This is a genomic window from Paenibacillus sp. 1-8 (assembly GCF_056316205.1).
Genome location: NZ_CM149995.1, coordinates 1208868 through 1235049 on the forward strand (window position 1 = coordinate 1208868; position 26182 = coordinate 1235049).

The following is a 26182-nucleotide window of genomic DNA, read 5'->3' on the forward strand; positions in this document are numbered from 1 at the left end:
ATGGCAGGCGGAACATGGGAAAACACGAATAAACCGGTATTGCCGGGTTTGTATATGAATTTTCAGGCAGCAGCAGCTTCAGCGATTCAAGGTGGCTCGCGCGGTACGGTCGTTGTACCGGTTAAAGCCAACTGGGGTCCTGTACGTGAGTTTGTAGAGATTGGTAGTGAAACGGCGATCAGCCAAATCTTTTCGAATGACAGTCTGGATGGAGCAACAGCGTATTCTACGCTGTATCTGGCTCTGCTGGGTGGACCGAAAAAGCTGTTGGCCTACCGTTTGGCAGATGACACGGCTGCACCAGCAACTGTGACGCTGAAAAGTGGCGGTGAGGCACCAACCGATGTGCTGCGCTTGCAGGCTTTGTACACAGGTAGTCGCGGTAATGGCTTTGCCGTAACGGTACAGCCAACCTTGGGTGACGAGCAAGCCCGTGAGGTGCGTCTCTATGAGGGCACCAAGCTGCTGGGTACGTATAAAGGCAGCGACGGTACGGCTGCTTCGATTGCCGAAGCGATGAACAAGAACAGCGAAAATGTATGGGTGAAGGCCGAGGTTGTCGGTAATGGCGGCATTCCGGCGGATGTCAGCGGCGTACATCTCATTGGCGGCAACAGCGGTAATAGCACGCTGGTTAACGCCGATTATATCGCGATGCAGGAAGCGCTGGAAGGACAGGAATTTAACGTCCTCGCGCTCGATTATGCAGCGGATCTGGCCTTGCTGCAAAGCTTTGCCGCGTGGATCAAGCGTGTCCGGGGCGAAGGCAAGGGCGTTATCGCCGTGTTTGGTGGTTCTGCGGCAGATGATGTATCCAAAACCGCTGTCAGCTTGGCCTCTGCCCGTTCTCTGGCGCTCAACCATGAAGGAATCGTAAACGTGGGTACTGGCGTGCGTCTGGCAGGTACGGACTACAGCTCCGCTCAGACGGCTGCTTATGTAGCCGGACTGATCGCAGGTCAACGTCTGAATCAATCCGCCACATATGCGGTGACGCCTTTTGAAGACGTGACCCGCCGCTGGACACGCTCCGAGCAGGAGCAGGCTGTCCGTAATGGTGTCTTCCTGCTGTTCTTCGACGGCCGTCAGGTCAAAGCGTTGCGTGGGATCAACAGCTTGGTGAACCCGGCTGCCGGACAAAACAACGCGTGGAAGAAAATCCGTTCTATTCGTGTCATGGATGCTATTAACGCTGACTTGCAGCGTGCAGCCGAAGAGACTTACATTGGCAAAATCAACAACACGGTGGAAGGCCGTCTGGCTCTCATCGGTGCGATCAAAGAATACCTGGCACAGCTGTCGCTAAGCAACGTGATCGAAGCCGATGGCTACGATGTCATTCTCGATCCGGCTTACTATGGTGATGCGCCAGTTATCAAACCGGAGCCGGATCAAGTGTTCCTGCAATGGAACGTGAAGCTGACCGACGTGATGGAGCAACTGTTTGGTACATTTTACGTGCAATAAGAATATCGCGGGAAATTAGAAATTCAAAACTATATTATGGATCATTTTGAGGAGGAAAAATAAATGTTGGATGCTTCAAGAGTCATTTTAGGTACGTATGGTCAGGCGCATGTGGACGGGGTATGGCAGACGAATATCAATAAGCTGGAAGCCAGCGTGGAAATGGAAAAACGCGAGCTGAACCTCGTGGGCAATGACTGGAAGGTTCACAAGCGTGGTATTAAAAAAGGAACGGGCACGATGAGTGGCTACAAGGTTACGTCCGATATGCTTCGTCGTGGTTTTAACCGTTTTGAGATTATTACCAAACTGGATGATCCGGAAGCCTTCGGGCATGAAAGTATTCGTCTTATCCGTTGCACTCCTGACAAAATTCAGCTTGCCAACTGGACAGCTGGCGAGGAAGTGCAGGAAGAAACGACCTTCACTTTTGAAGGTTATGAGCTGCTTGATCCGATTGTAGCGAACTAATATGAACACGGGGAATAGGGATGCCGTAAGGTGTTCCGTTCCCCCAATACAAATTGATAATAAGGGAGAATGACTTATGAGCTTGAATGAAAATATGACAGAAGAACAAATCTTGGACAGTCTGTTTGAAGCCGCTGAAAAACTGCCAGAGGAAACGGTGCGTATCAAGCGCCTCGATATGAAAATTGTGCTGCATGGCCTGACCTCCAGCAAGGTGGACAGCATTCGTGAACGGTGTACCATTCGCCGTACCGTGAAGGGTGCAGTGGATGAAAAGGTAGATACCGAGACGTTCAATGCGTTGTTGATTTCCGAAGCTACCGGCAAATTGGAAGTGAAGGGCTTGTCCCTTAGTGGCTGGGGTGATCCCCGGATTACAAGCCGCTTGAAGCTGTCCGGTGGCGAACAATCTGTCCGTCGTATGCTGCTGGCAGGTGAGCTGGATGCCGTAGGCGACAAAGTGCTGGAACTGTCTGGCTTTGGCGTGGAAATTGCTGATCTAAAAAACTAATCAACTCCGGGGGAATGACGACGATGCTGTACCACTTGTGGGTCCGGCACCACCTCCGCCCCGGAGACTTTTGGCAGCTCCCCCGTGGCGAGCGCATGCTGTTGCTAGCGTTTGCTGAACAGGAAATGGACAGTATGGTTTCTTCAAAAGCATAAACAAGGAGGTGAACATTGAAATATGGCAGAAGCATTAAATTACCGCATGAACCTCGTGATTGATCCTAAAAACGTCATTAAGGCGAACCGCGAATTGCGCGCAATGGAACGCTATTTTGAGCGGATTCAAGGGCGTGTTTTGAAAATAGGCCGTACCCGCATGGCTCCGGAAATTGTGCTGAACGATATGGCCTCCAAAGGGCTGGATAATCTGTTGAACAAGATTAACCGAGTTAAATCTCAGATTATTAACGCCTCGGGGAATGTAAATGTGAAGGCGAGCAGTAGCAGTAACATATCCATCGAAGGTGTTAATGCTCTTGTAAAGGCGCTAGACAGTAATACAAGGGCAGTAAAAAATATGGCTTTGTTTAATGGAAATAAGCCTCCTAAGGAAAAAGAGGAAAGTAAACTTCCAGCGTGGGCTGAGGCGCTGCAAAAGTATAATGAACCTGCCAAGGTTGTCCAGGAAGTATACAAAGGGGTTACAGGTGAAGATTTAAGTCTTCAAACGTTTAAAAAGATGCCTGCCGCTTTTATGGAGACCAAACAAACGTGGAAAGAAGGCGGAGCAAAAGGAGTACTAAAAAAATTCTTTTTTCCGGATAAAAAAGAAGAGGTAGCTGAAGGTAACACGGAAGGTGCGACAGGTAATACGGACCTTTCGGAGATTAAAGAATTAATTAAGAAATTAATTCAAGTTACCTCTGATAAATCTACTGGTGGTTTTGGCGGTGGTGCTGGCCAAGGAAGAAGGAACAGACGTACAGGAGGCAGAAGGTCTGGCAACAGAAGCGGTGGCCGTCGATCCTCGGGTGGTCAAGGAGATTTTAATTCAAGAGCCGGAGAGATTGCAAGGATTAATACTAGAGATCGGAACTCAACACGAGGAAACAGAAGCGGACGACAAAGCACCGCAGGCCCTGCAGAGTCCAATCCCCGGATTAATCCTAACCGAAGAGTTCCTAGTCCAAGAAATAATCCGAGAAATTCTGGTAATCGTCGCTCTTCCAAGTCGGGTGGTATTCTTAGCTTTGCAGGCGACTTGCTCGCTGGTGGAACAGATATAGATACTTCTTCTGTTCTGGATATGGTGAGCGATAGCGGATTAGTTGAAAAAGTGAGTAAAGGTCTTGGTGTAAGCAAAAAGTTTATTAGTGGACCTTTGGGGGTTCTGGCAGATGCAGCAAGCATAGCTACATCAGCTCCGGGTAAGGAACGCGCACAAGCGATTGGTTCCACTGTAGGTGGGGCGGTTGGGAGTACGGTAGGGGGAGCAATAGGAACATTTTTGCTTCCAGGTGTTGGTACTGCTGTTGGTTCATATGTAGGCGGTTTAGCAGGCGACTTTTTAGGGGGCAAAGTAGGCGGATGGATTTCAGACCATGGTGCTGATATCAAGGAAAAAGCGTCCAAAGTCACAGGTTGGCTCTCTGAAAAGAGTGAAGCCTTTGGTGATAGCATCTCCAACTTCTTCTCCTTTGGAGGTAAAGATGAGCCCAAGAAAACCCCGGCGAAGCCAGCCGAAGTACCCAAGCCTGCGACACCACCTCAATCCACTACACCTGTAACGACGACTAAGCCATTAACGCCTATGCCAGCTTTTCCGGGATTACCGCCCGGCTCTCAAGTGATGTATGGGCCTGGACAGCCAGCCTTAAATGGCGTCCCTAACCCTTATGGTCCGATGGTTATTGCTAACCAGGGTGTAAATCCAAACCCACTGCTGAATACTGCGGCTCATGCGAACAATGGAGTCAAAGCTAAAGGCAAAGGTAATGGTAATCCGACTCCTCAAGTGGTACAGATTAGCCCAGAACAAATGGGAACACTCTCCGGCTTTTTGAAGGATTTTAAGACGGAAACTACGAACCAATTCAATCTTCCAGCAGGGGCTGTACAGGTAACTGTGCATGAAAACAAGCTGGATGTGGAGGGACTTATTACGCAAATTGGCTACCGTCTCAAAGCCGAGATTCTGCGGGCAACGCAGAACACCAAGCCTGCGAGCGGAGGAGCTATGTAATGCAGTAGGGTGGGAGTAACGGGGAAGGAGGAAAGAGATGGAATTTAGTTTAACGGATGGTAAGGGATTTAAGTTTATTTTTCCGGTGAATCCCGAGGAAGTGACGATCTCACGGCAAAAGGGATTTGATACGACGACGATTTTATCCTATGGGGAGTTTGATTTTCCGCAAGGGGAGAAGGTGAAGGAAATCTCCTTCTCTTCTTTTTTTCCCAAGGAGTACGATGAATCGTATTGCAATTATAAAGATTTACCCGATCCGCAGGAGGCCATGAACACGTTGAATGGTTTTTTGCTGTCCCAAAAGCCATTACGCTTCATTATTTCAGAGACGGCTGTAAATGTACCTGTAATTGTAGCATCTCATAATTCAACCTTTCGGGGCGGGGAATATGGGGACGTGAATTTTGATCTTTCGCTGCGGACCTGGAGTGAAATGAAGGTATCCAAAAAAGCCGGTAGTGGGACGAAGTCTTCTACAGTCAACAAAAAGCCCCGCACGGATATGAAAGAAAAGAAGAAAACCTACACGGTGAAATCGGGGGATTCCTTGTCCAAAATTGCCAAGCTGGAGCTGGGGGACAGCTCACAATGGAGCCGTATTTATCAACTTAACAAAAAGGTCATTGGTCAAAATCCGAATGCGATTAAACCAGGGCAAAAGCTGGTGCTGTCATGAGCTATAAAGTTATTTTACAGGATAAATATGATTTGTCGCCGCTGGTGGAGAACATTAATTTGAGGGATTCGCTAGAGCAAATCGCTTATCAGGGCACGGTCAATCTGGTCGTTACGCCGGATATGCCACCCATTTCTCCAGGGATGTCGATTCGGGTTAGTGGCATTCCATATGGAAAAAAAGACTATGTCCCCTTGCTGTCTCCAGCGGTTATTTGGGAAGTGGAAACCTCCAACAATGGACTCAAGCGTATGACGCTGACATTGTATGATCGCACGGTGTATTTGGACAAGTCGGAGGATGAATATTTGCTCCCTGCGAAGCAGACGGCTACTCAGCGTTTTCAGAAATATGCCAGGGATTGGAAGCTGAAAATCGCTTCATTGCCAGACACGAAAAAGTTGCTGGGGCGTGCCGTATACCGGACACAGTCCATCTATTCCATGATGCTGGGCGATCTGCGTGAAACGGCAAAGGCGGGTGGTAAGCTTTATCATCCTCGGATGATTACCTCCGGTTTGGAGCTATACGAGCTGGGAACGAACAAAGATGTGTATGTTTTGGAGAGAGTGACCGATACGACACAATCCCGTACGCTCGAAGGCGCGGCCACGAGGGTGAAGGTGCTGGCTACGGCGGCCAGTGAAACGGGCAACGAGGTTCCGTCCAAGGTGATGGCGCTTGAGGAAAAGGACATTGCCAAATATGGAACGCTTCAGGTGATCGTGCAGGATGACGAGGTGAAATCGGGTGCAGCCGCACGTGAGTTGGCCAAAAGTAAGCTGAGAGGCATACAACAAACGATATCGCTAAATGCACCGGATATGAACACGATTCGTGCAGGAGACGCGGTGATGCTGGGTTCTATGAAGCTGCTGGTGATTTCAGTGAGCAGAGAATTGGGTAACCCCGGCAGTATGTCGCTGGAGTTGGGCACGTATGACGATGTAAAAAGGAGGTTTTATCTTGAATAAGGACCCCTACGGGCATTTGGCAACCGCGCTGCAATCCTCTTTTCACAAGCATACCAAGCAAGCGCTGAGCGGAGTGGGCGCGGTACTAGGCACGATTACCTCCACGGGAATCAAGCTGGACGATTTTAAACATGAGCTTCAGGATTATTTGGTCGCCGAGCTGCCGGGATTGCTGTCTGTACCGCGTCATATGTATAAAGGTACCTCAACCGCAGTGGAGTCGGAGAATTGGGAGGGCAAGGAGCTGAAAACCTCCTTTTATATCGGGGAGGACGAGCTGGAGAATGTGAAACTGAGCCTGAACGAAGGACTGAAGCCCGGAGATCGCGTACTTGCGGTTCGGGTGAATAGCGGCAACGATGTGGTTGTGGTGTGCAAGGTGGTGAGTGGACGTGGCTAATTTATTTCCCGAAACGGATGATATGCTCTGGACGGATATTACGGACCCGGATGTGCTGGAGGATAATCGGGCGGTATTTGGACGAAGCTGGCGGTTTGATTTTGAAGCCGGAGAATTTGTTATGAGCCCCAGCCGTAAAATCGTGACTACAGGTGAAAAAGAAGCCTGGGTGCAGTGGTGTGAAAAAGCAATTCGTACCCCCCGCTACCGTCATGTGATCTATTCTCCCGACTATGGTAGCGAGCTGGAGGAGCTGATCGGCAGCAGCTATGGGCATGGTGTTCAGGAAAGTGAAATCAAGCGCATGGTCACCGAAGCGTTGCTGGCAGATGCTCGCACGGCTAGTGTGGATCAGTTTACGTTTAGCTGGGAAGGCGAGGCATGCCATTTTAGCTGCCAGATTACGAATGTGCGGGATGAAACGGAAATTGTGGAAAGTGTGGTGATCTAATGGCAGACTTGCCGGAATATTTGGTAGACCAGACGGAAGAGGAAATTTTAAGTCGTATGCTGGAAAAAGTGCCTTCGGACATTGATAAGTCCGAGGGTTCTTTTATTTGGGATGCGCAGGCACCCGTGGCATTTATGCTCTCCGAAGCGGCAATCTGGGCACAGGAGCTGCTGCGCCGGGGCTTTGCCAGTACGGCGGCCAGCGATAACCCGGATTTTCGCTCGCCGGAGCTGGATCTGCGAACAGCAGAGCATGGAGTGACACGGCGGGAAGCGGTTGCTGCCTCAGGTATGGTCACGTTCACGGGCACAGCGGGAACGACCGTCCTGGCGGGAACGTTGGTGGCGACCCCGGCAGATGATGTATCGGGGGAAGCTTCCATTGAGTATGCGACTACGGCATCAGTCACGCTGGATGAGCAGGGTAAAGGAGAAGCGGCGATCCGGGCAGTCAATCCCGGTCGCAGCGGTAACGTACCCGCGGGTGTCATTCAGGTGATGGCGAGCCCAGTCAGTGGTGTTTCCTCCGTTATGAATGCGGAGGAGACTAAAAGTGGCACGGACATTGAGAGCGACCAGCTGTTGCTGGAGCGTTTTTATGCCAAGGTGCGGAACCAGGGCACAAGCGGCAACAAGGCGCAATATACGCAATGGGCGAATGAAATTGCCGGAGTAGGCGGCGTGGAGGTTGTTCCGCTGTGGAAAGGGCCGGGTACGGTGGCTTTATATGTGCTGGACACGGATAAACGTGCTGCCAGTCCGGATATCGTCGCTGCTGTTCAGAAGTATATTGATCCAACCCAGGATGGACAAGGCGAAGGGCTGGCACCAGCGGGGCCTGTGGTGACGATCATGCCAGCGACAGAGGTGGAAATTAACATCTCGGTCAAGGTACAGCGCACCAAAGAGAAGCCGTCCACACTGGACGAAATCAAAAAGCTGATCGAAAGCGGTGTGCGGACGTATTTGAAGCAGCTTGCTTTTTACAAGGAAGACCCGTTGGTTCGGTATACCCGGATTTCTGCTGTTTTGCTGGACATTCCGATTATTATTGATTTCTCTGAGCTAAAAATCAACGGACAGAGCAATCAAAATATTGAAATTGGATCAGGTCAGGTGGCGGTGCTGGGGACGGTGAGCGTCAGTGAGTAATGATGGTACGAACATGAACGATCAAACGAATCGTCTAGCTATGGGTGAAGAGGGGCAAATGAGCAGCTTGCGGGGACGCGAGCTGTTTTCCTATTTACCCGCCTACTATGAAATTTCCCGTGTGATGCGCTCTGATATGGATGCGACGGGTAGTGAACTGGATTCCTTGTATCTGGCGATGGATGCGACGGTGGCTCAGTTTTTCGTCCGTACCGCTACCTGGGGATTGGAACGCTGGGAAATGGAGCTGGGTATCGAAACCGACCTTGGCAAGCCGCTGGACCAGCGTCGTGCAGTAGTAGAGTCGAAGCTACGGGGAGCAGGGACTTTTTCCGGCCGACTTGTCAAAAATGTAGCCGAAGCATATGACGGCGGTATGGTAGATGTTACCTTTCATCCCGCCGAATGGGGATTCACGGTCAAATTTATAGATACCATCGGGATTCCGCCCAATGTGGAGGATCTTAAAGCAGCCATCGAGGAGATCAAGCCAGCTCATTTGGCGGTTGAATATAAACTACGCTACCTGACCATTGCTGAAGTCGAGTCTATGACCATCTATGAAAATGAACATACAACACAGGATAGATATTTAGGAGGTGGCGCGTAATATGGCGAGCGAAAAAACACCGAATCTCGGGTTAAATCAAATTGATCGTACATCGCCCAAAACAACGTACTTTGATTTGGAGAAGTATCTGGATCAAAACTGGCGCGCTGTAGATAATTTTGCAGGTGATGTGAATGATGGTGTGAATGCGATTAAGAAGCGGTTGGATACAACGGAGCGTAAGGAGGTTACGCTGTCACCTGGGGTGCAAATTGTTCATGCGGAAAAGGCTTCGCCGTTCTCGCTCACGGGGCTGAGCGGGCGTACGTTGGTGAACTTGTTAGGTAGGGATTGGGGAGGATCGAAAGCCCTTTCGAGGTTCGGACGCTTCCAGTCTACGTTGGACATTGATACCAAAAAAAGCATAGCAGGCAGTGGATCTTTAAAGATAACAGCAGAACTTGCCAATGCTATTGCTGATGGTTTTGGTAACACAACAACGACAATAAAAGCAGGCAAAAAGTATATTGCTCTAGGGAATTTGTACAACGAATCTGGCAGTAATATGCACATCGTTATTCAGGGAACTAGCTTTTCAAGTCCGTTGGTTACTTCCAAGAACAAATGGGAGTTCACTTATGTAGCCTTCTCGCCCTCAGCAGATGTTAATAATACCCAAGCGATGGCGCGACTTAATGTTACAGCAGTCGGTCAGATTGGCTATGCAGATGCCCTTAGATTATATGAGATTTCTGATACTGAATACACAGCACTTGCCAGTATGACGCTAGAACAAATAGCGTCGAAATACCCATATGTAGATAGCGTAATGCCTGTACGTAATCCGTATGCGATACGGTATGGAGAAAACCTACTGCCGACGCTTTACGAGTGGTCAGCAAAACAGGGAATGCCAATTATTAATGATGGGCAAAGCTGTACAGTTACGAGCGAGAATAAACTGATTACGTTAGTTCAACCGCTTACCCCAGAGCAAACGTATACATTTTCAGCGTATTCAAGCAACGAAACTGGACGTATTCAGGTTAACAATGCAGACGAAAGTATGGCACTTGGAAGTGCGTCAGGAAATGGGTTAATTTCGGTTACCATTACCGTACCCGTCGGATCAAGTGGCGTGGTTACACGTATGTTAGGTACATCCACTCAAGTGGTGACAATGTCTAGCCCTATGCTCAACATTGGCAACACAGCCAAACCATTCAAGCCACGTGAGGATTCCATGCTTGCGCTGCAAACGGACTTGTACGCAGACCCGATTACAGGGGCAAATGCGGATACAGTGTTTGAACGTGATGGGCAGTATTTCAAGGCTAAAAAATGGAACAGTGTGACGCTGGATGGATCGTTCGTCTGGACGCTTTCGGGTAGCTATCCAGGCTATAAAGTTGCAGGAATATCCGGGTTAGGTCCAGCTAAAGCGTATGATTCGCTATATGTTGCTAAGTACGATGGGAAGATTCTGACACATAATTCCGCAATGACAGCGGCAGATAACGCCTATTTCCGTAATCAGACGACTAAGGATGCATTTGATGTATCTATTTTTAACTCAGACAGCGGATGGGGAGACAGCTACACACCAACAGCCGACGAGATTAAAGCTTATTTTTTGGGCTGGGTAATGTATAAAGCCGATCAAGCCAACGGCTACGTTAACCCGGATACTCCTGTCAATAACCTGTACAACGGCACGGGCTTGAAAGCATGGGCGCGACGTGGAGACGATGGTGTAACTCGAAGCTGGCCCGAAGCTTCTACAAGCTTACCAACAACGCAAGCGAAAGGCTGGACACCATACCAACTCGTATACCAACTTGCCACCCCAACGGTAGAGCCAATTGTTAGTGAAGGTCAATTATCCTTTGTTGAGGGTGATAATCAGGTTGAAGTAGGCACGGGTATTGTGGTGCGGGAATCTAATCATCCGTATCAGCAACCCGTGGAAAAATTGTGGAATATCAATAACGCAAACTACACCACTACAGCGTGGCTTAAATGGAAGGCTGCTGCTATTTTGGCGGTTTACCGAAATGGTTCCCTTGATCCTACTTGGATGCTTACCAAGGGTATGGTCACACCTATTGGGGCCTTGGGGCAACAATATGAGTCAGACCATGACGTTACAGCCGCCTACAGTGTCACATACCTGATGCTGGATAAGTCTCCTGTGGCATCCTTTGTCGGTAGCTATGCAGCCAACGAGAAGACGCTTTTGGTTGACTTGGTGGAGAGTGTACAACAGAACACGGCGCGGATGTCGGCATTGGAGAATAAGAAGGCAGAGAAGGATAACCCATCGTGGATTACGCCGACTTTGCTTAATGGGTGGGGTCAGACAATACCTGTAGGGTATTTTCGTTCGTCTGACGGTGTTGTTCGTTTCAAGGGACAAATTCAGGGGGGCGTTACCACGGCTGGTACACGTATTTTTAAATTGCCCGAAGGTTTCCGACCAAACCAACGTACTGAAATACCTACCTATTCATACGGAGACGGTAGCACATCCACCAACTCGACGTTGATCATTGACGCGGCAGGGAATGTGGTATTACAGAATATAAATTATGCTGGTGTATGGCTTGACGGTATATCTTTTTTAGCGGAAAAATAAAGGAGGCTTCACATGAAAGCAGTCGCTAAAGTAAATACAGATGGACTCTATCTGGAGGACGAGCTAGTGGACGATGCCTTTTCTGGCGTCGTCCCTTTTTATGCTCCATCTTCGCTCACGCTATCTGATGCAAACGAGCAGCTAGACACATATCACCCTACCGTCACTAATTCCAATACTACGGATCAAACTAGCCAGGAAAACATCCCTGCTGGCTATACCGTCGGTATTATAGTGCCACCGGGCTTATACCATCCTCGTTTTGATATCCAAAGCTGGCTGGCTTATGAAGCAGAATACGGTGAAAAGCTGGCAGAAGCACAGGAAGCATACGAGCAGATCAACAAGGAATCACAAGCTTCATTTCAGAAGCTCCATGATGAATGGCAAAGCAAACCGGAAAACGAACGTGGGGACGAGCCTGTCTATCTTGCCCAGGCCTTTACGTCTCCAGAGCGAAGAGACCCCACGACATTTTGGAGTGAAGGCTTAAGCGAGGAAGCAATTAAGGAACTGACACAAAAAGCGGAGCAACAGCCAAGTGAGACAGATCAATTGAAGCAGCGTATTGCAGATCTGGAAGTAACGCTGATTCAGCTTATGCTGGGCACTACAGGGAAATAAATGGAGGTGAAATTATAACCATGGCAGCTTTAACAGAGGCTCAATTGCGTATTTGTACTCATGCCTGCATCACCCGCTGTGATCGGGGAGAGGGCGACGTAGCTACGATCATTGGAAGCTATGTTTTGGATGAACAACAGCGTGGGAAGGTAATGGAGATTATTTTATCCAAACGTTCTGATCTGGTACCGGGTAACGTAGAAGATTCGTCATCTGAGGATATTACGAATAAGCAGGGAGAAACGGTTAAATGGTATAGCTCTATTTTCCGCAAGAAAACAGTATAGCGAACAGAACAAAAAAACAGTCTGAACCCAAAGGGGGGACGAGCATGTGTAAAAGAATGAATCCGACCATGACTGATCGTTCCGAGCCGAAAATGAATAAATGGAGTAATCAGCATAAAAGGATTCAATTTGGTCAGGCGACGGAGCAAGGGATGGTGATCGTCGGTGTATAGTGATGGATTGAACAATAATCAACTCAATATACAGAGTGTAATGGAGGATAACAACAGTCAAAGGAGCAGTTTTCGGGGACAGGAGCTATTCTCCTATCTACCGGCTTATTACGAAACCTCCCGTGTAATGCAAACTGATATGGACGCAAAAGGTAGTGAATTGGATGCTCTATATCTCGCATTAAATGATACATTAGCCCAGTTTTTCGTTTGCACCGCCACCTGGGCGCTGGAACGCTGGGAGATGGAGCTAAGCATCCCTATTCATATGGAAAAGCCGTTGGAGCAGCGACGATCCGTTGTGGAATCGAAGCTCCGTGGGAACGGTAAATTTTCAGGAGATTTGATACGGAAAATCATCGACTCATTTGGTGTATATGGAGAAGTAGATTTTTACCCGACCAAATATAAGTTTGGTATAAGCTTCGAAAACCGTATCCCTGAAAATATGGCTGATTTCAAAAAGATCATTGAGGATATTAAGCCTGCTCACCTTGCTTTTTACATGAATAACAAGACTAGGCTTGTATTTCCTCATGAGAATAAAATCGTTTCTCGTATTCGATTACGTTCGAGAGTTCGCTTTTTTGGTGGACAACCTTGGTACTTGGATGGCGTTGAGTTACTGAACGGAGTAGCTTCATTGTCTGGGTGGACTGGGGAACGTCTGCGTTATTTGAATCGTACGAAACTATCCATGTTGCATCGCGAGGACAATCGTCAGGAAGGCAACGTAAAGATTCGGAATCATTACTGGAAATTTGATGGAAGTATGAAGCTCGATGGTACCCGGCTTTTAAGCTCAACCGAGACGGTTATTTTAATTTAGCTGACTTACAACTTATGTGAACTCATTGGCAAGAGGATGAAAACGAACGACATAGCTGCCTCATATTAAAATGATTTGCCAAGGAGAAAACGTTAACTTTATATATAGAAGGGATGGTAAGTATGGCAGAACAAGTTTTGACAGTCACGACTGCATATGCAAGAGAACAAATGGCACGTGCCCGCGCTGAGGGTGGTACGCTAACTAAAGTGGTAAAAATGGCGTTTGGTAGCGGAGGCGTGGATCAAGCAGGAAAGCCACTGCCTTTGGATGGAACAGAACAGGTGTTGAAAAAGGAACTGGTTCAAAAGGATATTACGAGCTTTGAATTTATTGCTCCTGCAACAATTCGTTATACTTGCTCACTGGCAGAAAATGAATTGGCGGGTGAGACGATTAATGAACTGGCTTTGGTAGATTCAGCGGGTAAGTTGACTGCCATCCGTACAATGAGTAACAAGGTCAAGGATACTGACATGGAGTTTGTTTTTGAAATTGATGACATTTATTAAGGGGGATACTGAGTATGAGCATACAACAGCCACGTCGATTTGTTACCACAGATCAAGGTCATGCAGATGTCCTGAATGTACCGATTGATACACTTTATGCTAACGATCAGGAATTGGCCGCACAGGTTGAAAATATCAAAAAGGACCCGGCTGGAAACGGGGTTGCTTCCAAAGAAGCGCTAGACAATCATGCCAGCAATACAGACCTTCATGTTACAACAGCCAAGCAAGCGGCATGGAGTGCAGCAGAGGGGAATGCCAAACAATATACAAGGGATTACGCAGCTCCAAAGCAGCATAGTCACCCTGCGTCAGATTTGCCTTCTGCTTCTACGCAGGCCAGAGGAATTACTCAACTGAACAACTCGGTGAGCAGTACAGCAACGGATCAGGCGGCAACCCCAAGCGCAGTCAAAGCAGCATACGATTTGGCAGTTAGTGGTCAGCGGGTTAAGGTCACAGCCGATAATGGATCTGCGCAAGATATTTCAGGACAGGATTTAAACGCCGACCGTCCTACAGGTTGGTACATGGGATCTAATATAGGGAATGCACCGAATGGTGAATGGTATTGGGTCGAAAATATAAAGCACAATACTGGCTGGTTTGTACAAGAAGCCTACAACTTTAATAACGTAAATGTATACTCGAGATATAAAAGAGATGGAGCTTGGAGTGGTTGGACCTGGAACCCTACGAGAGCAGAGGTCGATTATTTAAAGTCTGTAGCTAGAAATATGATCGTTTCATCTGCCTCCCCATCAGGAGGAAATGATGGGGATATTTGGTTTAAATATCAATAAATAGAGGTGGTGTATTGCATGGCTCTAGGTACTAAAGTTGACGGGGCGTGGAAAACGCCCATTGGAGTATCCGTGAAGGTTTCGGGATCGTGGAGGAAGGTACAAAATATATGGGTTAAAGTGTCGGGAGCATGGCGACCTGTTTGGAATGCAGACCTGACTATGCAGCAAGGGGCCATATCGGGAAGTAATTCATACGTAAGCAAACAGAGGGACCATGTGGAATTGTACGCATACAGTCCAAGCACTGGCGGCGGGGACGCTGCTGTGGTAACAAATACACCAGTGGATCTGACCAATGTTACCTACGTTGACTTTGATTTCGCACTGGAAGGTTCAGTGGATTCTAGGTCCGATGGTATTTTCATAGCGTCGACGGAGCAGATGGGCGACGGTGGTACATTTAACGTCCGAACGTATCAGGGTCTCCGGGTATCACGAGCCACAAAAAGCTTGTATGTAGCCGGATTGTCCGGATACTACTATTTACGCGCTCATGCTTCCATCAATGCCGATGCAACCTATTGGAAACGGGTAAGACTTTACCGCATTTTATTGGATGGCCGGGAAATTTGGAACGGTAGCAATAGCTGGACATACTTTTAATAAGGAGGCACGATCATGTCTGATTACAATTTTGTGCAATACCATAAGGAAACCGGTAACGTGGTGGCCATTACGACCGCAGAGCCGACAGCACCGGAAGGGTACGCGGTGGCCAAGTCGGAAAAGTATAAGCCGGGTGACGAATTCATATACACCATTACAGTGAAAGCCGTAAATAGTGAAATCGGTGTTATTGACTCAGATTATTCAGTGCTGAATAACCCGCAGGCGGCGCGACTTCTGATCGACAACGCCGCATTGAAAGCAGAAAACGTTGAGCTTAAAGCAGCAGTAGCCGAGTTGACTATGATGTTCGCTGTTACACAGCAATCATGAAGGGAGGCGGTGAGCGATGACATTTACGCCTAATAGCGGTTTGGTCAAGGTGTGGATTAGTTTGGTCATGACTGGCACGTATAAGTTGGATGAGGTGCCTAATCTATACAATCTAAAACCGATCGTGTCGGAAGTTATAAACAAAACAGCATAAAATCATAAACAGAGCCGCAAGGCGTATTTTTTATGCCCTCGGAGTGGTCGGGGGCTTATTTTTTTCTAAGGGGAAGCAAGTAGTAAGCCAAATTAAATGTTTCGCAGCATCGTGTGGGCCGCAATGGGTATGCCTTTACCGTTTCAGTTGATCAGTCTTCTGAGATACGGCTGTTCGGATTCACCTGTAATCATACGTATAACTGCCGAGAGTCTCCCTGATTGCTCCAAATCCAAGATGAGTGGATCACCATTGCACAGAGACTACAAGACGTATATGGAGCAAGATATTTCTGTATGCACAAGGACGAACAAAGTCTGGTAAGGGAATGCACAGGATGATGACTGGAGCTAAAGAAGCAGCGCCAGCTACACAGGCGACAAAACGAGCAACAGCGCAAAATGTTTAACAAACACGCTCACAACGGAGTGTGTCTTTTGTGCCCTTGATTACCTCAAGGGGACATTCATTTTACACCTTGGTTCAAAAGGGGGAACAAGCATGCATGAAAAGGTCGATCAGATTTGGCTGGGGTTTTCCACGGGGACCTTGATCGGTTATTTTTTCGGGGGGTGGACGACGATGTTGACGTTGTTGTTATGGATGGTCATTATCGACTTTTTTACCGGCTGGGCGGCGGCCTGGATTAACGGAGCATTGAAAAGCCGAGAAGGCTATTACGGTATTTTTCGCAAGGTTACGGTGTTTTTGATGATTACAGTAGCTCATCTGATCGACGGTATTCTCGGGGATGCACATTATTTCCGGGATGCCGTCGTTTTCTTTTATTTGGCGAATGAACTATTGTCGATTATTGAAAATGTGGGTCGAATGGGAGTGCCGATGCCGGATATTTTGCGAAATGCGGTAGCCATTTTTGAATCCAAGTCGATCGGGGAAAAGAAAAAGCCAACAGACCCCTCCGACAAAGGAAACAAAGCTTCATAAGGTGAGCAGAATGCACCTCTGCCCCATTTTCAGCATCAAGATGGAAGGGCCCGGACCGCTTCAATGGTCCAAGCATAGTTATAACAGTAACATCAACGGCTACAACATTATGAATGACAAGGAGGGATCGCCTTATGCAAAATCGCAGTCCTAACGCTGCCGAAGGCATTGACGTGTCCCGGTACCAGGGAAATATTGATTGGAAACGTGTACGAGCCAATGGCAAATCGTTTGCCTTTATTAAAGCGAGTCAGGGGCAGCGTTACGTAGATCCGACATTTATCACCAATGCAAAAGGGGCCAAGGCAGCAGGGGTATTGCTGGGGGCTTACCATTTTGTAGATGCAACCAGCGTTGACATGGCCAAAGCGGAGGCCAGACATTTTGCCGAGGTGCTGGATCAGGTTGGAGGTTCAAAAGCGCTGGACTTTCCAGCGGTCATGGATTATGAGAACAATCCGGGTGGACTTAGCTCTGCCGCGATCCATGATGTAGCTATGGCGTTTTTGACGGAATTTGAAAGGGTAAGCGGTCGCAAGCCGATGGTATATACGGGGAACGCATTTGCGGCACATTTCAAGGCGCCGCTGGGAGCCTATAAGCTGTGGATTGCGCGCTATAGCACACGAGTGCCCAGCGATACCACAGCATGGAAGCAGTGGGACTTCTGGCAATACAGCGACAGCGGACGGGTTGATGGGATTCAAGGACCTGTTGACCTGAATGTATATACGGGAACAGAGGCAGAGCTGCGCCAAGCTTTTGCAGGAGAAGAGGGGGATGAGCCGATGACAGCAGAGGAAAAAGCGGCATTTAAAGCCTTGCAGCAGCAGGTTGCCGCGCTTGAAAACAGCAAGGATGTGCTCAAACAGACATTGAACGAACAGAGCGCTTATATTAAAAAAGTGGATCAGCGAGTAGCTGACCTGGAGACGCGTCAGGCTATACCAGTGCCAACTTGGGCAAAGGAAGCTGTGGCCGCAGCCGTTGCCTTTAATCCGGCAAGTCCGATTGTGGATGCGAAGCTGCCGAGCAGTTATGATTTTTATCGCCTGCTTGTAGTCTTGAACCGTCTGGGTGTGTTTAAGAAATCGTCGTAAACTACTGAACAAACAGGAACCAAGTGGGGAAATTGGATCTTGCAAAGAGGACGCGAGCAGGTGGTAAAGCCGCGTTCTTTTTCATATATTTGTAATTACTTCCCTGTGATATTAACTAACATTTCTCTCCGAAAACATGCGGGAATTTTAAAAAAATCTATGAAAACGCTCTTGTCTACCACCTCATTTTATAGTAAAGTATCCAGTAATCACTCTCCATTCATGTAATCGCTTGTAATACTGTGAGTATATATGACATTTCTCACTATGATTCAACAAAAGCTGAATGCTTGGAGACAGCAATCTTCCTCATAACCTCACAGACCATCGCATCGGGTACGAGACTTTAGGCATACATCACGGAGGCCGATTGAATTGAACCACAGGGTGTTGATATCTACTTCTACATATAAAATTACCTTACACACCTCCTACTTGAGCATTTTGCAACAATCCCAAGAGCGATTTCAAATCAGCAATATATAGATCGAAACGGTTTAGTTCGTCTATCTATTGTACTTTCGACCGTTGGGAATCGAATGATGCAAAATGCTGACCTATGAAATAACCTCCATCAGAGAAAATGATATCACTTGGTAATAGGATGAAAATGAACCTGATTCCGTTTAGACTTACTCGAAATAATGCACATGCGACCCGGAGGCAGTTTTTTCTGCTGAATATAAAGGGGTTATTCGTTTTAGCCATTCAGCGCAATTACTCGCTTATACCTTACGATATGTGAAAGCTATTTGCTGTATAAGCTTACGTATCTGTGTGTCATGAGATTTAATTTGGACGCTGTGTCCATTAGATCATAGAGGTTATCTGGACATTCATCCGGTATCAACGAACTAACAATATACGAGGTGTGAAAGGGGTTTGCTGCATGAGCAAAAAGTACGCAAAAAACAAAGCTTGGACCATTCTGCTGGTACTTGCGTTAGGTGCTGTTCTGGCACTTTCCGGCTGTGGAGGTTCCAATGAAGGCGCAAAACCAGAGGCGGGAAAAACGCCGGGCGGAGCGGGCGAGGGCGTGCAGGATACGCTGATTTATGGACGCGGCGGAGATTCCGTGGCGCTGGACCCTGCTATTGTGACCGAAAGTGAATCGCTAAAAATCGGGATGCAAGTGTTCGACACCCTGCTGGAATACAAGGAGAGCACCACGGAGATTCAGCCGGGGCTTGCAGAGAGCTGGGAAGTATCACCGGACGGACTGATTTATACGTTCAAGCTGCGTCAAGGTGTAAAATTCCATGATGGAAGCGACTTTAATGCAGAAGCCGTTGTATTTAACTTTAACCGCTGGTCTGATCCGAAAAGTCCATACAAATTTGAAGGGGACTCGTATGATTATTATGATTCCATGTTCGGGCCTGAAGGAAGTAGGGTGATTAAGGAGGTCAAAGCGGTAGATGCGAACACTGTTCAGTTTACACTGACCAAGCCGCAGGCGCCTTTTTTACAAAATATCGCTATGCCATCCTTTAGTATCGCCAGCCCTAAGGCTATTCAGGAGAAAAAGGCTGACTTCAAGAGCAATCCGGTCGGTACGGGACCCTTTGTATTTAAGGAATGGAAACGGAATGATACCATCACGCTGGAGAAAAATCCAAACTATTGGAAAGAGGGACAGCCGAAGCTGTCCAAGGTCATTGTTCGTTCTATTCCCGACAATACCGCGCGATTTAATGCTCTGCAAAACGGGGAGATTGACCTGATGGAGGACCTCAACCCGGACGATGCGAAGCAACTGGAAGGCAACAATGAGCTGCAAAAAATTGAACGCCCATCCTTTAATGTGGCATACATCGGATTTAATTTGAAGAAAAAGATATTCAATAATCCCAAGGTGCGTCAGGCGCTTAACCATGCGGTGAATAAGCAGGCTATTATTGATGCGCTATTTGCAGGGCAGGCGAAGCCTGCGGTCAATCCGATGCCGCCTACATTATGGGGGTATAACGATAGCATTCAGGATTATGCCTATGATCTGGATAAGGCCAAATCCTTGTTGGCAGAAGCGGGCTACCCTAACGGGCTTACCGAGCCGTTAACCTTTTACGCGATGCCTGTATCTCGTCCGTATATGCCTGATGGCAAAAAGGTAGCGGAGGCTATTCAAGCTGATTTTGAAAAAATAGGTGTGAAAGTGAACATCCAATCGCCGGAATGGGCCACTTATCTGGATGATGTTAAGGCGGGACAGAAAGATGATTTGTATATGCTGGGATGGAACGGAGATAATGGCGACCCGGATAACTTCCTGTACACCCTGCTGGACAAGGATACGATTCCAGGCAATAACCGCAGCTTTTATGTCAATGAGGAGCTGCATAAAATATTGGTGAAAGCCCAGGTTGAGGTCGATCAGGATAAGCGTGCTGAACTGTACAAACAAGCGCAAGTGATTATTAAACAGGATGCGCCATGGATTCCACTGGTTCACAGCACACCGCTAATGGCGGGCAAAGTGAATCTCAAGGGTTTCGTACCTGCTCCTGGAGGTATGGAATCGTATAGCAGCGTTTATTTTGAATAGTCCAAATAGCTCAAGCGCAAGCAGGCGGTGATTCTGGTATGAACTCATACATTGTAAAAAGACTGGCCGTATTGATTCCGGTATTGCTGGGCATGACGCTCATTGTTTTTTCGATTATTCATGCCATTCCGGGTGATCCGGCGGAAACGATACTGGGAGACAAGGCCACAGAGCAGTCCAAGCAGGCGCTACGTGAGCAGTTGGGGCTGGACAAGCCGTGGTTGCAGCAATATGGAACCTACCTGAGCGAGCTGGCACATGGCGATTTGGGTGATTCGATCCGCACCAGACAGCCGATTGCCCGGGAAATGCTGCCTTACTTGGCGGCTACGCTGGAGTTGACGGTGGCGAGTATGTTTTTTGCCATTGTTGTTGGAATGAATGCGGGTATTGTGAGTGCCTGGAAGCGGAATTCCTGGTTTGACTATGTCAGCATGGTCATTGCCCTTGTCGGGGTGTCGATGCCGATTTTCTGGCTGGGCTTGATGGAGCAGTGGATTTTTGCCAATAAGCTGCATTGGCTTCCTTCCATCGGACGTATGAATTCCCGTGATCCGGTGGAGGCGGTAACGCATTTGGCGGTTATTGATGCGATGATTGGTGGACGTATGGAGCAGGTATGGACGGTCATCAAGCATTTGATTTTGCCCAGCATCGCACTGGGAACCATCCCGATGGCGGTCATTGCCCGTATTACCCGTTCCAGCATGCTGGAGGTTATGGATTCGGATTATATCCGTACGGCGCGGGCGAAGGGGCTGGCATCTTTTCAAGTCGTGTACAAGCATGCACTTAAAAATGCTGCCATCCCCGTGCTTACCGTCATCGGTCTTCAGACGGGCTCGCTACTGGGCGGCGCGGTGTTGACGGAGACCATTTTTGCATGGCCTGGCATCGGACGGTACATTTTTGAAGCGATCAGCTCGCGCGACTATCCTGTCATTCAAAGCGGGATTCTGATCATTGCGTTCCTGTTCGTTATCATTAATCTGATTGTCGATTTGCTGTACGCGGTTCTGGACCGGCGTATCCGTTATCAGTAATCAAGTCGTCAATGGGTCAAGGGGGAGCTTGTCCGATGTCACAATTTTCGATGGAACCCAACAATATACCGACGACACGCCATGCGCTGGCGCATGTGCCTGTCGTTTCCGGCCCTTGGAGAGACGCGTGGAGAGCTTTCCAACACAATAAAATGGCGCTCGTCGGCCTCAGCATTATTATCTTCTTTGTCATCATCGCTTTGATCGCGCCGTGGATTGCTCCGTTTGACTATAAAGCGCAGAATTTGGTGGGGCGCTTGCAGCCCCCTTCTGCAGAGCATTGGTTCGGTACGGACGATCTCGGCCGGGATCTGCTGACTCGTACGCTGTATGGGGCCAGAATCTCGTTGTGGGTCGGTTTTCTGTCCGTCATTGGTTCGATGATCGTGGGAACAGCTTTAGGTTTAGTTGCGGGATTTTACGGAAAATGGGCAGATATGATCATCTCGCGGCTGTTCGACATTTTACTGGCATTTCCGGGGATTCTGCTGGCGATTGCGATCGTTGCTATTTTAGGGCCTTCCCTGGAAAATGCACTGTATGCCATTGCGATCGTTAATGTGCCAACGTACGGACGGTTGGTGCGCTCCAAGGTGCTCAGTGTCAAAACGGAGGAATACATCACTTCTGCCAGAGCGCTTGGGGCGAATAATGTTCGAATCATACTCCGATATATTTTGCCGAACAGCCTGACACCGATCATCGTACAGGGCACGCTGGGGATTGGAACGGCGATCATTGAAGCGGCGGCGCTTGGATTTCTCGGCTTGGGCGCACAGCCTCCTCAGCCGGAGTGGGGGAAAATGCTGTCGGATTCGCGCCAATATATCCAGAACGCGCCATGGACTGTTATTTTTCCGGGTATATCCATTATGCTGACCGTATTGGGCTTTAACCTGATGGGTGACGGCTTGCGGGATGTGCTGGACCCGAGAGCAAAGCACTAGAATAAAAGTAGTAAGGTATATAAACCGAACTTAATAGTTACCTTTAGCGCCACTGCGCAGTCGGATGGTGCTTCCCATCGCCACCGCCTCGCTTGTACAGCATCATTCCGCCTACTCCGTTTTCTATGTACATTTTTCAAGTTTAGCTTATATACTTCTAATATTAATAAAAAAGGTGTTCCCCGACCTGAATCCTAAGGGCTGGAGGAACACCTTTTTCATATGATATTTTTCGTGTAACGAACTTCGATTCATTCAACCGTACATACAATCTTCTCGATGCAAATCATGTGAGCTTTCCTGAGACGTAAAAAAAATGTATAATCACTCCAATTGAGTACGTTGGGAGTGGGCTTTATGACATGGCAAAACAAGAGAGAGCATCGGCAGTTTCCGGAACAGACACGAAGCGACGCTTCACGGGCCGCATATGAACGGGATTATTCCCGGTTGATTCATTCACCGACCTTTCGTCGGCTGCAAGGCAAATCCCAGGTTTTTGGCGCAGGCACGGGAGATTATTACCGTACACGGTTGACGCATTCGCTGGAGGTAGCACAGATTGCACGTGAAGCGGCGCGCAGCTTGCTGCGGCGGCATCCCGAGGTGGAACTGGGGCAGGCGGATAACGCCGGGCTGATTATTGACCCCGAGGTGGTGGAGTGTGCGTCCATTGCGCATGATTTTGGTCATCCACCGTTCGGGCACAAGGGCGAAGAGGTACTGGACGGCATTTTGGATCAGTTGATCGAGACGAAGGTGGAAAAGATAGCGGCCGCCGGAGGCTTCACACCTGATTCCAGGCAGGGGCTGGAGGCATATGCACGTGAGCGACGAATCTATGAGCATTTTGAGGGGAACGCACACAATTTCCGTCTGATTATGTTTTTGGAGAAGCGTGAGAACGTAGATGGTCTGAATTTGTCGGATGCTGTGTTACTGGGGATCAACAAGTACCCATATCCGGGGATTTTGAACAAAAAAGGGATGTATCTGCATGAGTGGGAATACATTCGTTCCATCCGCGAGGATTGGGGAATTCCTGATGGTCAAAAGACGCTGGAGGCCCAGCTTATGGACCTGTGCGACGATATTGCGTATTCCGCGCATGATCTGGAGGACGGAATTAAGGCAGGGAAAATTGAGGTGCACGAGCATTTTTTATATGATCCGTATTTGATCCGTCTGATTACAGAAAAAATCACCACATTGGAGGATAGCTTCTGGCAAGGCTGGCAGCTGGCTCAGATCGAACAGAAGGTGGCGGGTGTGCTTAGCGAATTTTTGAAGGTATGGAATGGCAAGATGCCGATGTGTGAACACGATTATTCCCGCACCCGGCGTGAGGTGAAGGCGCACTGGGTCAGTCTGTTCGTCAGCAGCTTGGGTGTAATTGATATGGGCAATTGGAAAAAGGTTACTTTTGTGCGGGATGGAAGCGAGGATCTCGATATGCTTCGTACCGTGAGTGTGCTGAAAAGCTTTGCTTGGGTCACGATGATCCGTGATCTGCGCGTACAGCGGCTGCAAAAACGGAGTGAATGGATGCTCAGACGGCTGTGGCTGGCTTTTCTCGATCCAGAGACATCCAAGTCCATTATTCCGAGTGATTGGCTCCAACGCTTTGAACGTGATCAGGCCAAGGCAAAACCGATCTGGACATGGGAGCATATGGTCATTGATTATATTGCAGGAATGACCGACGCGTTTGCCGAGAAAATCTATAATGAGCTGTATGGTTTGAAGGTGGGTTCCATTTACGATCTGGACTAACGTTTCATTTAACCTCATATTTTAACCCTATATAGTAGAAGAAACTGGTTTTTAAGTATGTAAAAAAAGGGAGAGATATCTATGGGTTCTCAGTCTATACCTGTCAAATCATTGAAGCTGGGGGTACTTGATATGGTGCCGTTGCTGCCCGGAAACCGACCGGAGCAGGCCGTTCAATGGGCAGGAGAGCTGGCGAGACGTGCGGAAGCGTGGGGCTATACGCGCTACTGGACTTCAGAGCATCATGATATAGAGGGGATGGCTTCCTCCAGTCCGGAAGTGTTGCTGGCTCACATCGGGGCGGTGACCCGGAAAATCAAGCTGGGGGCAGGCGCTATTTTGCTTCCGCATTATAGTCCGGTCAAGGTCGCAGAATGGTTTCATCTGCTGGCGGCTCTATATCCGGGCAGAGTCGAGCTGGGTCTCGGGAGAGCACCCGGTGGAGGACCGAATGCTTCGATGGCGCTGAGCGGCAACTTTCTCCAGCATGTGGCTGAACTGCCACAGACGATGGAAGCGCTGCTGGCTTTGCTGGAAGGCACATACGAGTATGAGCAGGTGTCCGTGTTTGCCCGCCCGATGCCTGCACAGCCACCTGCGCTGTGGATGCTGGGTACAAACCGTAAAAGCGCCGAATACGCCGCCCGGTATTCAACTGGCTATGTGTTCGGTCAATTTATGAGTGAGCAGGATACGAGAGAAATGCTGAGCATTTACCGTTCCGGCTTTCAGCCGTCCAAACGAATGGACAAGCCCCGTACGATGGTTGCTGTAGGGGCCATATGTGCCTTAACGGATGAACAGGCGCAGCAGTGGGCAGCACAGGTTACAATGAGTGACCCGGCCATACGGGCTAATTGGTTGGTGGGGACACCATCGGATGTTGCCGAACGGTTGCGCAGCTTGCAGGTTGAGTACGATAATGATGAATTTCTGCTGGTTACCCCCATTCCCGATTATGAGCAGCGACTTCAATCCTACCGTCTTATAGCGGAGGCCGTAAATTCTAGCTGTGATTCCAGATGAAAAGAGATCTGACATGAACCGACATGAAATCAATAGTTCTGCTATGAATATGCAAAGATGCATATATACCTACGCGTGTCATGAAACCGAGCGAGAGCTGTGTCTTTTGGAGTTGAAAAGCTTGTTCGGCCAGCCGCCTGCGCATGATTCCATGCTGCTGTCCTATCGGCAGTTGGAGCCGGGCACCAGCCCGTTCATCCATCTTCGACTGGATGTGACCGCAGATGCGGGTAGTTTGGATGAGCTATGCGAAGCAGCTTCCGCAATTCACCTTGAAGAAGGGAAGACCTTCAAGGTCCTGTGCCTCAAGGAAGGCGACAACGTGGCCGACTATGACGAGCGACGCGGTACAGAAAGACGCATTGGCGCACGTATTCGGGGGCAGGCGAAAATGAAGGAACCGGATGTCACCTTGGGTGTCATACGGGTAGGAGAGCGGTGGTTGCTCGGCAAGTGCATGTACAGCGACAGATCATGGCTGGAGCGCCGTCATAAGCCGCAAAACTACTCCACCGGACTACCAGTGCTGGTAGCCAAAGCGCTTGTGAATTTAGCTGTGAATGACATAGCAGCACAGGATATAGATGTGGGCCGATTGAAGCTGCTGGACCCGTGCTGTGGCATGGGTAATGTAATGATTGAAGCACTGAGCATGGGAAAAGATATTCGCGGTTGTGATATCAATCCGCTGGCGGTACGCGGGGCACGCGTGAATTTGCGTCATTTTGGATATGAAGAGGATCGGGTGAAGCTGGGAGATATGAATCTGCTGGAGGGAACCTATGATGCAGCCATATTGGATATGCCCTATAACCTGTGCTCCGTGCTCCCTGCCGATGAACAAAAGCAGATGCTGCGCAGCCTGAGACGCTTGGCCGCACGAGCGGTAGTCGTAAGCACGGAGCCGATGGCAGCATTGCTGTCCGAGTCAGGCTGGACCCTCACGGAGCAATGCCGCATACACAAGACAGGTATGAGCCGGGAAATATGGATCTGTGAATAGTTT

28 protein-coding genes are annotated in these 26182 nt (G+C 48.7%); all 28 read left to right on the forward strand.

Annotated elements, in window-relative coordinates; genetic code table 11:
- The 28 genes from AC0WRU_RS05590 (at window position 1) to AC0WRU_RS05725 (ending at window position 26179) form a co-directional block, all read left to right on the forward strand.
- On the forward strand, window positions 1-1467 hold the full coding sequence (locus AC0WRU_RS05590; protein WP_476127567.1) for a phage tail sheath family protein: 1467 nt from the start codon (window positions 1-3) through the stop codon (window positions 1465-1467).
- A 63-nt stretch (window positions 1468-1530) separates the two neighbouring features.
- Window positions 1531-1938, forward strand: coding sequence for a phage tail tube protein (locus tag AC0WRU_RS05595; RefSeq protein ID WP_134910844.1), 408 nt, complete (start codon window positions 1531-1533; stop codon window positions 1936-1938).
- Between the two features lie 76 nt (window positions 1939-2014).
- Complete coding sequence (locus AC0WRU_RS05600; RefSeq protein WP_044645253.1) at window positions 2015-2449, forward strand: phage tail assembly chaperone; 435 nt, start codon at window positions 2015-2017, stop codon at window positions 2447-2449.
- 177 nt (window positions 2450-2626) lie between these two features.
- Window positions 2627-4630 (forward strand): hypothetical protein, encoded by a 2004-nt coding sequence (locus AC0WRU_RS05605; protein WP_476127568.1) that lies wholly within the window; start codon window positions 2627-2629, stop codon window positions 4628-4630.
- A gap of 37 nt (window positions 4631-4667) precedes the next feature.
- Entirely contained in the window at window positions 4668-5309 is a 642-nt protein-coding gene (locus AC0WRU_RS05610) for a LysM peptidoglycan-binding domain-containing protein (protein ID WP_476127569.1), read from the forward strand.
- Window positions 5306-6283, forward strand: coding sequence for an XkdQ/YqbQ family protein (locus AC0WRU_RS05615; protein ID WP_476127570.1), 978 nt, complete (start codon window positions 5306-5308; stop codon window positions 6281-6283). Before AC0WRU_RS05610 ends, AC0WRU_RS05615 begins: the two co-directional genes overlap by 4 nt.
- The gene (locus AC0WRU_RS05620) at window positions 6276-6683 is read left to right on the forward strand and encodes a hypothetical protein (RefSeq protein WP_476127571.1); all 408 of its coding nucleotides are present in this window, start codon (window positions 6276-6278) and stop codon (window positions 6681-6683) included. Before AC0WRU_RS05615 ends, AC0WRU_RS05620 begins: the two co-directional genes overlap by 8 nt.
- Window positions 6676-7134 (forward strand): DUF2634 domain-containing protein, encoded by a 459-nt coding sequence (locus tag AC0WRU_RS05625; protein WP_044645249.1) that lies wholly within the window; start codon window positions 6676-6678, stop codon window positions 7132-7134. The genes AC0WRU_RS05620 and AC0WRU_RS05625 overlap by 8 nt, the downstream gene beginning before the upstream one ends.
- On the forward strand, window positions 7134-8285 hold the full coding sequence (locus tag AC0WRU_RS05630) for a baseplate J/gp47 family protein (protein ID WP_476127572.1): 1152 nt from the start codon (window positions 7134-7136) through the stop codon (window positions 8283-8285). Before AC0WRU_RS05625 ends, AC0WRU_RS05630 begins: the two co-directional genes overlap by 1 nt.
- A 13-nt stretch (window positions 8286-8298) precedes the next feature.
- On the forward strand, window positions 8299-8895 hold the full coding sequence (locus AC0WRU_RS05635) for a YmfQ family protein (protein ID WP_476127573.1): 597 nt from the start codon (window positions 8299-8301) through the stop codon (window positions 8893-8895).
- 1 nt (window position 8896) lies between these two features.
- Window positions 8897-11470 carry a hypothetical protein gene (locus AC0WRU_RS05640; protein ID WP_476127574.1) on the forward strand — a complete coding sequence of 858 codons (2574 nt, stop codon included), beginning with the start codon at window positions 8897-8899 and terminating at the stop codon, window positions 11468-11470.
- 12 nt (window positions 11471-11482) lie between these two features.
- Window positions 11483-12094 (forward strand): hypothetical protein, encoded by a 612-nt coding sequence (locus AC0WRU_RS05645; RefSeq protein ID WP_476127575.1) that lies wholly within the window; start codon window positions 11483-11485, stop codon window positions 12092-12094.
- A gap of 20 nt (window positions 12095-12114) precedes the next feature.
- Window positions 12115-12381, forward strand: a complete 267-nt coding sequence (locus AC0WRU_RS05650) for a hypothetical protein (protein ID WP_476127576.1) — start codon at window positions 12115-12117, stop codon at window positions 12379-12381.
- A gap of 44 nt (window positions 12382-12425) precedes the next feature.
- Entirely contained in the window at window positions 12426-12554 is a 129-nt protein-coding gene (locus AC0WRU_RS05655) for a hypothetical protein (protein WP_280740285.1), read from the forward strand.
- 40 nt (window positions 12555-12594) lie between these two features.
- Window positions 12595-13383, forward strand: coding sequence for a putative phage tail protein (locus tag AC0WRU_RS05660; protein WP_476128581.1), 789 nt, complete (start codon window positions 12595-12597; stop codon window positions 13381-13383).
- Window positions 13384-13505: 122 nt separating this feature from the next.
- Window positions 13506-13895 (forward strand): phage tail-collar fiber domain-containing protein, encoded by a 390-nt coding sequence (locus tag AC0WRU_RS05665; protein ID WP_476127577.1) that lies wholly within the window; start codon window positions 13506-13508, stop codon window positions 13893-13895.
- Window positions 13896-13909: 14 nt separating this feature from the next.
- Window positions 13910-14698 (forward strand): pyocin knob domain-containing protein, encoded by a 789-nt coding sequence (locus AC0WRU_RS05670; RefSeq protein ID WP_476127578.1) that lies wholly within the window; start codon window positions 13910-13912, stop codon window positions 14696-14698.
- Between the two features lie 18 nt (window positions 14699-14716).
- Entirely contained in the window at window positions 14717-15304 is a 588-nt protein-coding gene (locus AC0WRU_RS05675) for a hypothetical protein (RefSeq protein ID WP_476127579.1), read from the forward strand.
- Window positions 15305-15319: 15 nt separating this feature from the next.
- Window positions 15320-15640 carry a hypothetical protein gene (locus tag AC0WRU_RS05680; protein ID WP_476127580.1) on the forward strand — a complete coding sequence of 107 codons (321 nt, stop codon included), beginning with the start codon at window positions 15320-15322 and terminating at the stop codon, window positions 15638-15640.
- Window positions 15641-15656: 16 nt separating this feature from the next.
- Entirely contained in the window at window positions 15657-15794 is a 138-nt protein-coding gene (locus tag AC0WRU_RS05685) for a hypothetical protein (RefSeq protein WP_476127581.1), read from the forward strand.
- A 501-nt stretch (window positions 15795-16295) separates the two neighbouring features.
- Window positions 16296-16742, forward strand: coding sequence for a phage holin family protein (locus AC0WRU_RS05690; protein WP_025685137.1), 447 nt, complete (start codon window positions 16296-16298; stop codon window positions 16740-16742).
- Window positions 16743-16876: 134 nt separating this feature from the next.
- Entirely contained in the window at window positions 16877-17842 is a 966-nt protein-coding gene (locus AC0WRU_RS05695) for a glycoside hydrolase family 25 protein (protein WP_476127582.1), read from the forward strand.
- Between the two features lie 889 nt (window positions 17843-18731).
- Window positions 18732-20387, forward strand: a complete 1656-nt coding sequence (locus AC0WRU_RS05700) for an ABC transporter substrate-binding protein (RefSeq protein ID WP_476127583.1) — start codon at window positions 18732-18734, stop codon at window positions 20385-20387.
- Between the two features lie 38 nt (window positions 20388-20425).
- Complete coding sequence (locus AC0WRU_RS05705; protein WP_476127584.1) at window positions 20426-21430, forward strand: ABC transporter permease; 1005 nt, start codon at window positions 20426-20428, stop codon at window positions 21428-21430.
- Between the two features lie 35 nt (window positions 21431-21465).
- A complete protein-coding gene (gene nikC / locus AC0WRU_RS05710; protein ID WP_476127585.1) occupies window positions 21466-22377 on the forward strand; it encodes a nickel transporter permease in 912 nt (303 codons plus the stop codon).
- Window positions 22378-22734: 357 nt separating this feature from the next.
- Window positions 22735-24150 (forward strand): deoxyguanosinetriphosphate triphosphohydrolase family protein, encoded by a 1416-nt coding sequence (locus AC0WRU_RS05715; RefSeq protein ID WP_476127586.1) that lies wholly within the window; start codon window positions 22735-22737, stop codon window positions 24148-24150.
- 81 nt (window positions 24151-24231) lie between these two features.
- Window positions 24232-25176, forward strand: a complete 945-nt coding sequence (locus AC0WRU_RS05720; protein WP_476127587.1) for an MsnO8 family LLM class oxidoreductase — start codon at window positions 24232-24234, stop codon at window positions 25174-25176.
- A 13-nt stretch (window positions 25177-25189) separates the two neighbouring features.
- Entirely contained in the window at window positions 25190-26179 is a 990-nt protein-coding gene (locus AC0WRU_RS05725) for a THUMP domain-containing class I SAM-dependent methyltransferase (protein ID WP_476127588.1), read from the forward strand.
- Window positions 26180-26182 lie beyond the last annotated feature (3 nt).

Coding starts and splice junctions, on each gene's coding strand:
- AC0WRU_RS05670 (WP_476127578.1), top strand. CDS start 13,910: ATGAGCATACAACAGCCACGTCGATTTGTTACCACAGATCAAGGTCAT.
- AC0WRU_RS05630 (WP_476127572.1), top strand. CDS start 7,134: ATGGCAGACTTGCCGGAATATTTGGTAGACCAGACGGAAGAGGAAATT.
- AC0WRU_RS05650 (WP_476127576.1), top strand. CDS start 12,115: ATGGCAGCTTTAACAGAGGCTCAATTGCGTATTTGTACTCATGCCTGC.
- AC0WRU_RS05605 (WP_476127568.1), top strand. CDS start 2,627: ATGGCAGAAGCATTAAATTACCGCATGAACCTCGTGATTGATCCTAAA.
- AC0WRU_RS05695 (WP_476127582.1), top strand. CDS start 16,877: ATGCAAAATCGCAGTCCTAACGCTGCCGAAGGCATTGACGTGTCCCGG.
- AC0WRU_RS05595 (WP_134910844.1), top strand. CDS start 1,531: ATGTTGGATGCTTCAAGAGTCATTTTAGGTACGTATGGTCAGGCGCAT.
- AC0WRU_RS05720 (WP_476127587.1), top strand. CDS start 24,232: ATGGGTTCTCAGTCTATACCTGTCAAATCATTGAAGCTGGGGGTACTT.
- AC0WRU_RS05700 (WP_476127583.1), top strand. CDS start 18,732: ATGAGCAAAAAGTACGCAAAAAACAAAGCTTGGACCATTCTGCTGGTA.
- AC0WRU_RS05610 (WP_476127569.1), top strand. CDS start 4,668: ATGGAATTTAGTTTAACGGATGGTAAGGGATTTAAGTTTATTTTTCCG.
- AC0WRU_RS05645 (WP_476127575.1), top strand. CDS start 11,483: ATGAAAGCAGTCGCTAAAGTAAATACAGATGGACTCTATCTGGAGGAC.
- AC0WRU_RS05705 (WP_476127584.1), top strand. CDS start 20,426: ATGAACTCATACATTGTAAAAAGACTGGCCGTATTGATTCCGGTATTG.
- AC0WRU_RS05685 (WP_476127581.1), top strand. CDS start 15,657: ATGACATTTACGCCTAATAGCGGTTTGGTCAAGGTGTGGATTAGTTTG.
- AC0WRU_RS05600 (WP_044645253.1), top strand. CDS start 2,015: ATGAGCTTGAATGAAAATATGACAGAAGAACAAATCTTGGACAGTCTG.
- AC0WRU_RS05590 (WP_476127567.1), top strand. CDS start 1: ATGGCAGGCGGAACATGGGAAAACACGAATAAACCGGTATTGCCGGGT.
- AC0WRU_RS05725 (WP_476127588.1), top strand. CDS start 25,190: ATGAACCGACATGAAATCAATAGTTCTGCTATGAATATGCAAAGATGC.
- AC0WRU_RS05640 (WP_476127574.1), top strand. CDS start 8,897: ATGGCGAGCGAAAAAACACCGAATCTCGGGTTAAATCAAATTGATCGT.
- AC0WRU_RS05675 (WP_476127579.1), top strand. CDS start 14,717: ATGGCTCTAGGTACTAAAGTTGACGGGGCGTGGAAAACGCCCATTGGA.
- nikC (WP_476127585.1), top strand. CDS start 21,466: ATGTCACAATTTTCGATGGAACCCAACAATATACCGACGACACGCCAT.
- AC0WRU_RS05660 (WP_476128581.1), top strand. CDS start 12,595: ATGGAGGATAACAACAGTCAAAGGAGCAGTTTTCGGGGACAGGAGCTA.
- AC0WRU_RS05690 (WP_025685137.1), top strand. CDS start 16,296: ATGCATGAAAAGGTCGATCAGATTTGGCTGGGGTTTTCCACGGGGACC.
- AC0WRU_RS05635 (WP_476127573.1), top strand. CDS start 8,299: ATGAACGATCAAACGAATCGTCTAGCTATGGGTGAAGAGGGGCAAATG.
- AC0WRU_RS05665 (WP_476127577.1), top strand. CDS start 13,506: ATGGCAGAACAAGTTTTGACAGTCACGACTGCATATGCAAGAGAACAA.
- AC0WRU_RS05680 (WP_476127580.1), top strand. CDS start 15,320: ATGTCTGATTACAATTTTGTGCAATACCATAAGGAAACCGGTAACGTG.
- AC0WRU_RS05615 (WP_476127570.1), top strand. CDS start 5,306: ATGAGCTATAAAGTTATTTTACAGGATAAATATGATTTGTCGCCGCTG.
- AC0WRU_RS05715 (WP_476127586.1), top strand. CDS start 22,735: ATGACATGGCAAAACAAGAGAGAGCATCGGCAGTTTCCGGAACAGACA.
- AC0WRU_RS05655 (WP_280740285.1), top strand. CDS start 12,426: ATGTGTAAAAGAATGAATCCGACCATGACTGATCGTTCCGAGCCGAAA.